The sequence below is a fragment of the Klebsiella pasteurii genome, assembly GCF_018139045.1.
GTDB classification, from domain to species: Bacteria; Pseudomonadota; Gammaproteobacteria; order Enterobacterales; family Enterobacteriaceae; genus Klebsiella; species Klebsiella grimontii.
In genome coordinates this window covers 4,009,876-4,021,846 of sequence record NZ_CP073236.1, presented here as the reverse complement: position 1 = coordinate 4,021,846, position 11,971 = coordinate 4,009,876, and the positions used below count along the sequence as shown (strand labels likewise).

Annotated in this window: 11 protein-coding genes; 8 read left to right on the top strand and 3 right to left on the bottom strand. The window is 54.4% G+C overall.

Annotation, left to right across the window (positions count from 1 at the left end):
- Positions 1-139: 139 nt before the first annotated feature.
- The 7 genes from KCG39_RS18895 (at position 140) to KCG39_RS18865 (ending at position 5,872) form a co-directional block, all read left to right on the top strand.
- The gene (locus KCG39_RS18895; RefSeq protein WP_004127145.1) at positions 140-622 is read left to right on the top strand and encodes a PTS sugar transporter subunit IIA; all 483 of its coding nucleotides are present in this window, start codon (positions 140-142) and stop codon (positions 620-622) included.
- The gene (locus KCG39_RS18890) at positions 619-1,797 is read left to right on the top strand and encodes a glycoside hydrolase family 88 protein (RefSeq protein ID WP_004127142.1); all 1,179 of its coding nucleotides are present in this window, start codon (positions 619-621) and stop codon (positions 1,795-1,797) included. The genes KCG39_RS18895 and KCG39_RS18890 overlap by 4 nt, the downstream gene beginning before the upstream one ends.
- Before the next feature lie 13 nt (positions 1,798-1,810).
- Positions 1,811-2,308 carry a PTS sugar transporter subunit IIB gene (locus KCG39_RS18885; RefSeq protein WP_004127139.1) on the top strand — a complete coding sequence of 166 codons (498 nt, stop codon included), beginning with the start codon at positions 1,811-1,813 and terminating at the stop codon, positions 2,306-2,308.
- Between the two features lie 11 nt (positions 2,309-2,319).
- Positions 2,320-3,123 (top strand): PTS mannose/fructose/sorbose/N-acetylgalactosamine transporter subunit IIC, encoded by an 804-nt coding sequence (locus KCG39_RS18880; protein ID WP_004127136.1) that lies wholly within the window; start codon positions 2,320-2,322, stop codon positions 3,121-3,123.
- Positions 3,116-3,958: a PTS system mannose/fructose/sorbose family transporter subunit IID gene (locus KCG39_RS18875; protein WP_049114736.1), complete on the top strand. Its 843-nt coding sequence runs from the start codon at positions 3,116-3,118 to the stop codon at positions 3,956-3,958. Before KCG39_RS18880 ends, KCG39_RS18875 begins: the two co-directional genes overlap by 8 nt.
- A 52-nt stretch (positions 3,959-4,010) precedes the next feature.
- On the top strand, positions 4,011-4,976 hold the full coding sequence (locus KCG39_RS18870) for a hydroxyacid dehydrogenase (protein WP_004127131.1): 966 nt from the start codon (positions 4,011-4,013) through the stop codon (positions 4,974-4,976).
- A gap of 197 nt (positions 4,977-5,173) precedes the next feature.
- Entirely contained in the window at positions 5,174-5,872 is a 699-nt protein-coding gene (locus KCG39_RS18865) for an oligogalacturonate-specific porin KdgM family protein (RefSeq protein ID WP_049114737.1), read from the top strand.
- A 48-nt stretch (positions 5,873-5,920) separates the two neighbouring features.
- Here the strand turns inward: KCG39_RS18865 and KCG39_RS18860 are convergent, their stop codons facing one another.
- The 3 genes from KCG39_RS18860 to fdhD form a co-directional block, all read right to left on the bottom strand.
- The gene (locus KCG39_RS18860) at positions 5,921-7,432 is read right to left on the bottom strand and encodes a glycoside hydrolase family 43 protein (RefSeq protein ID WP_142468542.1); all 1,512 of its coding nucleotides are present in this window, start codon (positions 7,430-7,432) and stop codon (positions 5,921-5,923) included.
- Positions 7,433-7,576: 144 nt separating this feature from the next.
- Entirely contained in the window at positions 7,577-7,789 is a 213-nt protein-coding gene (locus KCG39_RS18855; RefSeq protein ID WP_009653655.1) for a YdgH/BhsA/McbA-like domain containing protein, read from the bottom strand.
- A 128-nt stretch (positions 7,790-7,917) separates the two neighbouring features.
- Entirely contained in the window at positions 7,918-8,754 is an 837-nt protein-coding gene (fdhD, locus tag KCG39_RS18850; protein ID WP_142468543.1) for a formate dehydrogenase accessory sulfurtransferase FdhD, read from the bottom strand.
- A gap of 156 nt (positions 8,755-8,910) precedes the next feature.
- Between fdhD and fdnG the strand changes: the two genes are divergently transcribed.
- Complete coding sequence (fdnG, locus tag KCG39_RS18845) at positions 8,911-11,961, top strand: formate dehydrogenase-N subunit alpha (protein WP_087828789.1); 3,051 nt, start codon at positions 8,911-8,913, stop codon at positions 11,959-11,961.
- The last annotated feature ends 10 nt before the right edge of the window (positions 11,962-11,971 follow it).

Genomic DNA, 11,971 nt, shown 5'->3' with positions numbered 1-11,971 from the left:
ACACTGAATAAATTGCCCATTCAACACTGCAAAAAGCGTCCAAAAAACCTTTTTTATCCTTTAAAAACATACAAATAAAAATCTGGCACGCTGATTGCTTTTTCTTTTTCAGATACCTGAAAAGATGAAGGAATAAGCAATGCGAGAGATGTACATCGCAACCCATGGCCGCTACGCAGAAGGGATAGTGTCGGCATTAAATCTGCTGATTGGCGACGACCATGGCGTCACGCCCGTCTGCGCCTACTGCGGTGAAATTGAGTCAACGGCTGAACTGGCCATCCGCTTTGACGCTATCGCCCGGCAGGCGGCCGGTCGCGGCAATGAGCTGGTGCTCTTTACCGATATGCCCGGCGGGAGCGTCAACAATACCGCCGTACAGATGATGGTCAAATATCCCCACGCGCACGTCATCAGCGGCGCCAGCCTGATTATGTTGATGGAGTTTTGCATGTCGGGACACACCGATACCGCCCTGCGGCTCCAGGACGCATTTGCCGCCGCCAGCGGAGCAATGCAGTACATGAATCTGCTGCCGGAAATTATGGCGGCGCGCCAGGCGACACAGCATAAAACGCAGGACAATATTGATGATTTCTTTGCCGGGGAGGACACCCTGTGACTATCGCACTTGAAGCGCTTGATAGCCGCTACTTCTTACCGCAGCCGGGGCTGGATCGCGCCTGGCTTGACGGGGCCATCGGCGACGTTCTGACCCGGCTCGACGCCATTCTGCCGCGCTTTACGGCAACCTTTCCTGCGGCCAGCGCCAGCTATGGCCGCTACGAAAGCGTGGAAAGAGTCGACTGGACCGAGGGATTCTGGACCGGCATGCTGTGGCTCGCCTGGGAGGTTACCGGCGATGATAAATATCGGGCGGTGGCGGAAAGCCTGCTCGATAGCTTTGAAGAACGTCTCGATAAGCAGATTAAAGTGGATACCCACGACCTGGGCTTTCTCTATCTCCTCTCCTGCGTTAACGCCTGGAAGCTCACCGGCAACCTGCGCGCACGCGAACTCGCCCTGCGCGCGGCCGAGCTGCTCTATCGCCGCTTTAACGCCACGGCGGGCGTCATTCAGGCGTGGGGAGATTTAAATGACCCGGCGCGTCAGGGGCGAATGATCATCGACTGCAACCTCAATGTTCCGCTGCTTTTTTGGGCCGCCAACGAAACCGGTAACCAACGGTGGCGCGATGCGGCCTGCTGTCATCTGGCGCAGGCCGCACGCTATCTGGTGCGTGGAGACGCCTCTACTTTTCATACATTCTATATGGATGTTCATAATGGCAAGCCGCTACGCGGGGATACGCACCAGGGGTTCAGCGATAGCTCCTGCTGGTCGCGCGGTCAGGCATGGGGAATTTACGGTTTTGCGCTGGGATATGCCCACACCGGCGATGCCTGGCAGCCCGAGCTCTCTCGCCGCCTGACGCACTATTTTCTTAACCGCCTGCCGGAAGACTTTGTCTGCTATTGGGATCTGATTTTTACTGCCGAAAATAACCAGTATCGGGACACTTCCGCCGCGGCGATAGCCGTCTGCGGTCTGGCGGAACTGCTGAAGCTGTTACCGCTCACCGACCCGCTGCGCCCGGCCTACGGCAACGCCATCGAACTGATAATGCGCAATTTACGCGAGCATTACTTTGCCCACGCGCAGGACGGCCTGCTGCGCGAAGGCGTGTATAACTTTGGCCGCAATATGGGCATTAACGAACCTAACCTCTGGGGCGATTACTTCTATTTCGAAGCCCTGGTTCGCCTTTCCCGCGTCTGGACACCCTACTTTTGCTAACTGGAGCTACACCATGATTTCTTTAGTACGTATTGACGATCGTTTAATCCACGGACAGGTTGCCGTGGTCTGGACCAAGCATCTGGGCGTGAACCGCATCCTGGTCGCCAATGACCAGATCGTGAATAACGAAGTGCAGAAAATGTCGCTGCGCATGGCGGCTCCCGATACTGCAAAGTGCGCCATCATGGCGGTAAAGGATGCAGGCGATGTGCTTAACGACCCGCGTTCGGAAGCTATGAAAATTATGGTGATCGTTAACAACGCCACCGACGCCCGTCGGCTGGTCGAGCAGGTGCCGGGAATTAAAACGCTAAACGTCGCTAACTTCGGGCGCATTACCGACAATCTGGCGGCAAAAAAGCGCATTAGCGATACCGTCTATGTGACGCCGGAAGATGTGGCGGATTTCCACGCCATCGCCAACCGCGGCGTTGCCGTTGAATACCAGGTCCTGCCTTCTCATCCGGTAAAAAACCTGATTGAGATGCTGGGCAACGCCGCCAGCTAAACGAGGTCGCTATGTTAACTTCCGCAATTCTTGTTGCTGTCATTATGTTTCTGGTGAAAACCGCCGACCATACTCTGGGGCAACCGCTGATCGAACGCCCGCTCATTTGCGGCGCGCTGGTGGGTCTGGTGCTGGGAGATTTGCAGCAGGGGATTATCATCGGCGCCACGCTGGAGCTGATTTTCCTTGGCACCATCACCATCGGCGGCTCGGTTCCTGCCGATCTGGCGGTGGGTTCAGTGCTGGCAACCGCTTTTACGATCCTGACCCACGCCGAACCGCCGGTGGCCGTTGCGCTGGCGCTGCCGATCAGCCTGCTGGCGGTGTTTGTTTATCAGGTGCTGAAGCTGGTCTATACCGCCCTGGTTGAAAAATACGATGCGCTACTGGAACAGGGACGTGACCGCGCGGCGCTGGGTCTGACACTCGGTATGACCTTTTTTTACGGCGTCCCCTTCGCCCTGATCGCCTTTTTTGGCGTGCTCTTTGGCACCGAGGTCATCCGCAGCCTGGTCGAGAGCATTCCGGGTACGGTCATGCGCGGCATGACGGCGGTTGGCGGCATTCTCCCGGCTCTCGGGTTCGCCATTCTGCTGAAGGCGTTGTGGAACCGTAATATTGCCGCCTTCTTTTTTATCGGTTTTGCGATGGCGGCTTATTTGCAGCTGCCGATTATGGGGATCGCAATTATCGCGGCCTCGGTAGCGGTCTATCTGTGCTTTAACGAATTCAATCAACTTAAAGCGAATAAACAAACGGCAACGGCGGCTGCGCCCGCTTCAGTCGACGATAAGGATGGGTTCTTCAATGACTGATATCCAGACACCAGGCGTTAGCGCTTACGCCGATGATAAAAGCGAGAAAAAGCTTTTCCGTCAGCTTTTTATCCGCCAGTTTCCGCTGCTGGGGTCGATGAACTTCACCCGTATGGAGGGATTAAGCTACGGCTGGGCGCTGGCGCCGATGCTGAAGAAAATCTACGCCAACGACCCGCACCGTTATCTTGAATCGCTTAAGCGAAACAGCCAGTTCTTCAATACCAACCAGCATCTGGCGCCATTTATTATGGGCCTGACGCTGTCTATGGAAAAAGAGAACGCCGCCAACCCGAACTTTGATACCTCGAGTATTAACGGCATCAAAGTGGCCTTAATGGGGCCATTTGCCGGGGTAGGCGATTCATTTTTCTACGGCGTGCTGCGTATTATCGCCACCGGGATCGCTATTGGCCTGGCGTCGCAGGGCAATCCGCTTGGACCGCTGCTGTTCCTGCTGATTTACAATATTCCCAGCTATCTGCTGCGCTATTACGGCGGCGTGATGGGCTACCGCTTAGGCTCGAAATATATCGCCGAAGCGACGCAGTCGGGACTGCTGAGCTGTATAACGAAAGCGTCGTCGATTATGGGATTGATGATGGTGGGGGCGATGAGCGCCAGCATGGTGAAGTTCACCACTACCTTTAAAACCACCATCGCCGGGCAGCCCTTTGTGCTGCAGGAGATCCTCGACAAAATTTGCGTTGGCTTAATTCCTCTGCTTTTAGTCCTGGGCTGCCTGAAACTACTGAATAAAAAGGTTAGCCCGAATAAGGTATTAATTATGCTGATTGTCTTTGGCTTTGCGGCCGCAGGCGTTGGGATTATTTAATGCTTCACCCGGCTCCCTTTAATGAAAGGGAGCCATTTTTTCCGGAGTCTCTATGACCTGGCACGCCGCTCTATTCTCTGGTCACCCGGAGAAGTTTCATCAGGTTTATCAGCCGCTCTTTGTTGCCGACATATCGTCACGCATCAGCCTTTACCCTGAATTAATTACGCCAGACAATATCGACGCCCATCTTGCACACTTAAAAAACATCGAGGTTATATTTTCCACATGGGGAATGTTCACCCTGACTGAAACACAGCTTGATAAGCTCCCTAACTTAAAGGTTATCTTTTATGCGGCCGGAGCGACTGAGTATTTTTCCACGCCGTTACTCGCACGCGGGATAAAAGTGGTCAGCGCCTGGCAGGCAAACGCCATTCCCGTCGCGGAGTTTTGCCTCGCACAGATCCTGCTGGGCTGTAAAGGCTATTTCCGTAATCAGCGAGAATATACTGGCCCAGAATTTTTTTCAGCATTGGCAAATAATCATACGGCGCCGGGAAACTATCAGGAGCGCGTAGCACTCATCGGTGCTGGTGCAATATCGCAGACCCTACAGCGATTATTGCAGCCATTTTATCTTGAAGTCCTGATGATTCCATCACGGCCTGAAAAGCGGGTTTGCTCCCTTGAGCAGGCCTTTTCCAGCGCAATGGTCATCAGCAACCACCTTCCCAATCGGGAAGATAATATTGGCGTACTTAACGGTGATCTCTTCTCCCTTATGCGCCCTGGCGCCGTATTTATCAATACCGGCCGCGGACTTCAGGTTAACGAACAGGAGCTGATTAGCGTTTTGCAGCAACGGCCTGACCTGACGGCTTTGCTGGACGTCACCAAACCGGAACCGCCGCAAGCAGGTTCTCTCCTCTATTCGCTACCGAATGTGCAATTAACCAGCCATATTGCCGGAGCATTAAATAATGAAACTCGCCGTCTGGTTCAGTGTGTACTGGATGAATTTCAACGCTGGCTACAGCATCAGCCACTCCGGTACGCTATTACAAAACCGTTATGATAAGTACCTAGTTTACTATATTAGATCCTCGACGCAAATACACAAACAGAGTCAGTGTCGAATAGCGGTTAAACACATTAAACTCAACACCATGTATTTTAAGAACTTTATTTTATGGCACAGCAATTGCTATTTAATAAATGTCTTTTATTGTTTCATCGAAATAACGAAATTCTATAAATCCTACAGGAATAAAAATGAAAACATTAAACACGCTTTTAATCGGCATACCGCTATCTTGCTTTACGCTAAATACGTTTGCCGCGGCAACCTGGGTTGATAATCGCTACGCACATACTACAGCTTCGGAGAAAAATCAGTATAAAATTGGCCTTGGTCATATATTTGATAATGGCGCAGGCGTGCTGGCCTCAGCAATGTACGACCTCGGACAAGATTTTAATCAAATGAAAAGCTCGTTCCAGGAGTTTGAAGGCTGGTATCCGATCCCGCTTAATGAAAAATGGACGCTGACGCCGGGCGGATTAACCGATATTGATAATAAAGGAACAAAACTGGCTCCTTATATCAGTCTCGATTATAAAATCAGTAAAACCTTAAGTTTTAGCAGCCGCTATCGCTATAACCATATGACCCATAAAGACCGAGATTACAACGGCTATATGGATTATAACGACAGCCATCAGTTTGACCTGTACCTTAATTACCAGGCGACCGAGAAACTGTGGCTCCAGCTGAACCCGGAGTTCTTCGTCAACACAAACGACTTCAATGCCTCAAATGGGCAGAAAACCCACTGGGAGCCAAGTATTGTGGCGCGCTACCGGGTCGATAAACACTGGCTCCCCTATGCGGAAGTCGCCTGGCTCGATCAGGATCAGAATCACGACGATCAGGTGCGATTCCGCCTCGGCATTCGCTATTACTTCGATTAAACGCCGTAAAGGGCAGCTTCGCTGCCCTTCTGGTGTCGCCCGCAGGGCTTACTGCAAACGCACGATAAACGGTGAGAATATGGCGCTGCCTTTGACGTTTTCACGCTCACTACGGGCATAAATACCCATACGCGCGCCGATCCATTTTCCCGCTCCGGCGGAAAACTGCGGTGTCACCTGCCGCCATTCACGCTGCGCAAGCCGATAACGAAAATGGACCACCCCGTCATAGTCCACCTGAAACCCTAGCTCAATCTCCTTGCAACCGGTGACCTCCTCAAGTCCAATGGATTGTTGATGCGTTTCACCGCGATCGTCTATCCATCCGTGGCATAGCGCGAGCTGCAAATTCGCCGTGCGGTACGTCACGCACAGTGCGGCAAAGCGCTGACCGTAAATCGCGATCCCCGCTTCATCGCCATCCTGAAAAAACATCGGTTCAACCGCGGTCTGCGCATCAAAACGTTCAGCGGGAAACTTTTGCAGCAGCAGTTGAGGTAAGCGATAGAGGCTGATATCGCCAGAGGTTAGCGCGCAGTGCAAGCGTAACCCTTGCTGATGAGGCGTGAGCCAGTGGCGCTGGGGGTTTGCCTGCCATTGCCACTGAAGACCGGGTTGGCCGTGCCGGAAATCGTCGCTGGTCTGTAAACAGCACGGCGCAACGGGCAATGCGGGTAAACGATGCAGGCTGACGGGCTGACCTTTACCGGTGTCATTAAGCCCCTGGCCAATTTGCGGCCAACCGTCAGCACCCCAGCAAAGCGGCTGAAGATGCACTATCCGGCCATACACGCCTTTGTCCTGAAAGTGGAAAAACCAGTTTTCACCGTTCTCCAGTTCAACCCATGCCCCCTGATGAGGACCATTTATCGGCGAATTCCCCTGATGCAGGACATCGCGACTTTGCCATGGACCACATAGCGTCGGGGCACGCATGACCGTTTGCCAGCCTCGCTTGACGCCGCCGGCCGGGGCGAATATCCAGTATTCGCCATTGCGCTTATATAATTTGGGGCCTTCCAGAGTGGGATGCGAGGGCGTTCCGTCAACAACGATCCGGCCGTTATCCAGCAACCGGGATGCATCCGGCGCCATTTCAAAAAGCTGGAGCTTATTTTTCACCCCGCTGCGGCTAAAAGCAAAAGCGTGAATCAGCCAGGCTCGTCCATCATCGTCCCAGAACGGGCAAGGGTCTATCCAGCCGGGGGAAGCTTTCAGACAATAGGGTTCGCTCCACTCGCCTAACGGATCCCGGGCGTGGGAAACAAAAATACCCTCGTCGGGCAAACTGTAGAAAACCCAGAACAGGCCCCCATGAAAACGTATGGAAGGCGCCCAAATCCCCTTTCCCGGCTGAACGCTGTCATATTCCGGCGATGGCAGACGTTTAACAATATGATTAACGATTTGCCAGTGGATGAGATCGCGTGAGTGGAGAAGCGGTAAGCCGGGTAATTGATGGAAACTGGAAGCCACCATCCAGAAATCATCGCCTGTGCGAATAACATCGGGATCGGCGTAATCGGCATGAATCACGGGGTTTTTATAGAACAGCGGCATAGCGGGAACCTTTTATTGTCGACTGTTCATCGTGTTGCAATAAGCGGACCACCGAATAAAAAGACTTAATTAACAATAAAATAAACATGCCTTCAGACACAAAAAAAGCGCCCCTTGGGCGCTCTTTCGACAGTAGCTTTACGCTTATTTATTCAGTTCCGCAGTCATGTGCACGCGGTTACCGGTAAACGCTTCGGTAATTTTGTAAGACGATGCGCCTGCGGCCTGGGCCTGAGCGGCGATTTTCGCTTCCGCACCGTCCATCGTTGCGGCGGTTGCGGTCACGGTTTCCGCAGCGAAGGAACCAAAAGAAGCGGCCAGAGCGATAACTGCGACAAAATTTTTGATGCTTTTCATGATATAAACCCTTTACGTTAGTTGTTTGAATAAGGCGCCGTGCCTTGATGTGATAAATAGTAGCTCGCACATCGTCAAACAAAAAGCGGAAGGATTTGTTGTCATTATTCAAAAAAATTGACTTAAATTTAACCCGCGATTAACCGCTGCGGATGCGTGTAAACGGTCGCCCTGCCCGGCTTGCAGAATCCCACCAGCGTCAGGTTACAGCGCTCGGCAACGTCAACCGCCAGCGTGGTCGCGGCAGAGACCGCAAAGAGGATTTCCACCCCGCACATAGCTGCCTTCTGCACCATCTCATAGCTGGCGCGGCTGGAGACCAGTGCCGCGCCGTTCTGCCAGGCGCCTTCTGACTCCGCGCGGTGTCCCAGGAGTTTGTCCAGCGCCACGTGGCGACCAACATCTTCATGGCCGCCCGCGAGCTCGCCGGAAGGACTAACCCAGGCCGCGGCATGAGTACAGCCGGTAAGGCGGCCTATCGGCTGAAAATCATGCAGGTGCGCCAACGCGAGATCGAGATTCGCCAGATCGAACGCTTGGGTAAAGGGTAGCGGCTGTACGGGCTTGCCGATATCGTTGAGCTGCTCAACGCCGCATACGCCACAGCCGGTGCGCCCGGCTAGCGCGCGACGGCGCTCTTTCAGCCCCATAAAGCGGCGGCTGGAAAGCTCGATTTGCACTTCCAGGCCGTTACAGGCCTGAATGACGTCCATACCATAAATCTCGCCCCGGTTTTCGATAATCCCTTCGGATAAGGAAAAGCCGACGGCGAACTGCGCCAGGTCTTTCGGCGTCGCCATCATCACCACGTGCGAGATGCCGTTATAGACCAGCGCAACGGGTACCTCTTCAGCTAACTCGTCTGGCTGAGGATGTTGCAAATTTTGGCGCTTCCAGAGCGATACCTGGCGATAACCTGTGATATCAATCACATTTTCGATTTGTTCAAGAGGCTTCTTGTTCACTTTGTCTTAACCGTATTGGAACAGGCATACACACAATGTGGTATTCTGTTTATATCCCTTCGGGAACGAGGGAAATTACCCCTAATTCTGAACCTTTGCGGCTCTTACCGCAAAGCAAATAACTATACGTGACAATGTCGAAACAAGGAGCGAACCATGCAGGTCAGCAGAAGGCAGTTCTTTAAGATCTGCGCTGGCGGTATGGCAGGAACCACGGCGGCGGCGCTGGGCTTTGCGCCCGGTTTAGCGCTCGCGGAAACACGGCAGTACAAGCTGCTGCGCACCCGCGAAACCCGTAACACCTGCACTTACTGTTCCGTTGGCTGTGGGCTGTTAATGTACAGCCTCGGCGACGGCGCAAAAAATGCCAAAGCGTCTATCTTCCATATCGAAGGTGACCCGGACCATCCGGTCAACCGTGGCGCGCTCTGCCCTAAAGGGGCCGGACTGGTGGACTTTATCCACTCCGAAAGTCGCCTGAAATTTCCAGAATACCGTGCGCCAGGCTCCGATAAATGGCAGCAAATCAGCTGGGATGAAGCGTTCGACCGCATCGCTAAGCTGATGAAAGAGGACCGAGACGCCAACTTTGTCGCGCAGAATAGCGAAGGCACCACCGTCAACCGCTGGCTGACCACCGGTATGCTGTGCGCCTCCGCTTCCAGTAACGAAACCGGTTATTTAACCCAGAAATTTACCCGCGCGCTCGGTATGCTCGCGGTCGACAACCAGGCGCGCGTCTGACACGGACCAACGGTAGCAAGTCTTGCTCCAACATTTGGTCGCGGTGCGATGACCAACCACTGGGTCGACATCAAAAACGCCAATCTCGTGGTGGTGATGGGCGGCAACGCCGCTGAAGCACACCCGGTTGGATTCCGCTGGGCGATGGAAGCCAAGATTCACAACGGCGCGAAGCTGATTGTGATCGATCCGCGCTTTACGCGTACCGCGGCGGTGGCTGATTTCTATACCCCAATTCGTTCCGGTACTGACATTACCTTCCTGTCAGGCGTCATCCTGTACCTGCTGAACAATGAAAAAATCAACCGTGAATATACCGAAGCCTATACCAACGCCAGCCTGATCGTGCGTGAAGATTACAGCTTTGAAGACGGTTTGTTCAGCGGCTACGACGCCGAAGCCCGCAAGTACGATAAAACGTCCTGGAACTATGAGCTGGATGAAAACGGCTTTGCCAAACGCGATACCACGCTGCAGCATCCGCGCTGCGTATGGAACCTGCTGAAGCAGCACGTTTCCCGCTATACGCCGGAAGTTGTCGAAAACATCTGCGGAACGCCAAAAGCTGACTTCCTCAAAGTCTGCGAGTACATCGCGGAAACCAGCGCGCACGATAAAACCGCGTCATTCCTGTACGCGCTGGGCTGGACGCAGCACTCCATCGGCGCGCAGAACATTCGCACCATGGCGATGATCCAGCTGCTGCTCGGCAATATGGGCATGGCGGGCGGTGGCGTAAACGCCCTGCGCGGCCACTCCAATATTCAGGGCCTCACCGACCTGGGGCTGCTGTCGCAGAGCCTGCCTGGCTATATGACGCTGCCGAGCGAGAAACAGACTGACCTGCAAACCTACCTCGCCGCCAACACGCCGAAACCGCTGTTGAAGGACCAGGTGAACTACTGGGGTAATTACCCGAAATTCTTCGTCTCCATGATGAAGGCCTTCTTTGGCGATAAAGCCACGGCGGAAAACAGCTGGGGCTTTGACTGGCTGCCGAAGTGGGATAAGGGCTACGACGTCCTGCAATACTTCGAGATGATGAACCAGGGCAAAGTGAACGGCTATATCTGCCAGGGCTTTAACCCGGTAGCCTCGTTCCCGAACAAAAACAAGGTTGTCGCGTCGCTGTCGAAGCTGAAGTTCCTGGTGACCATCGACCCGCTCAATACCGAAACATCCACCTTCTGGCAAAACCACGGGGAGTCGAACGACGTCGATCCGACGAAAATCCAGACCGAAGTGTTCCGCCTGCCGTCCACCTGCTTCGCCGAAGAGAACGGTTCTATCGTCAACTCCGGCCGCTGGCTGCAGTGGCACTGGAAAGGCGCGGACGCCCCGGGGATTGCGACCACCGACGGTGAGATCCTCGCCGGTATCTTCTTACGGCTGCGCAAGATGTACGTCGAACAGGGCGGACCGGCGCCGGAACCGGTGCTGAACATGACGTGGAACTATGCCACGCCGCATGAACCAGCGTCGGAAGAAGTGGCGATGGAGAGCAACGGCAAGGCGCTGGCAGACATTATCGACCCGGCAACCGGGGCGGTGATCGTCAAGAAAGGCCAGCAGCTCAGCTCGTTTGCGCAGCTGCGCGATGACGGCACCACCTCCAGCGGCTGCTGGATCTTCGCCGGTAGCTGGACGCCTGACGGCAACCAGATGGCGCGTCGCGATAACGCCGATCCGTCTGGCCTCGGCAATACGCTGGGCTGGGCATGGGCGTGGCCGCTCAACCGCCGCATTCTGTATAACCGCGCCTCCGCGGACCCGCAGGGTAAACCGTGGGATCCGAAGCGCCAGCTCCTGAAATGGGACGGCGCGAAGTGGGGCGGCGTGGACATTCCAGACTACAGCGCCGCAGCGCCGGACAGCGATGTCGGACCGTTCATCATGCAGCCGGAAGGGATGGGGCGTCTGTTCGCTATCGATAAGATGGCGGAAGGGCCGTTCCCGGAACACTACGAGCCGTTTGAAACGCCGCTGGGCACTAACCCGCTGCACCCGAACGTGGTCTCGAACCCGGCCGCGCGCGTCTTTAAAGGCGACCTTGAGCAGATGGGCAAAGCGGATAAATTCCCTTACGTCGGCACCACTTACCGCCTGACCGAGCACTTCCACTACTGGACCAAGCACGCGCTGCTTAACGCCATCGCGCAGCCGGAACAATTCGTGGAGATCGGAGAGAAGCTGGCGAACAAGCTCGGCATCGCTCATGGCGATACCGTGAAGGTCTCCTCTAACCGCGGCTATATCAAAGCCAAGGCGGTGGTGACCAAGCGTATTCGCACGCTGAAAGCGGACGGTAAGGATATCGATACTATCGGTATTCCGATTCACTGGGGCTACGAAGGCGTGGCGAAGAAAGGGTTTATCGCCAATACCCTGACGCCGTTTGTCGGTGATGCGAACACGCAGACGCCGGAGTTCAAGGCTTTCCTCGTGAACGTGGAAAAGGCGTAACGGAGACGAA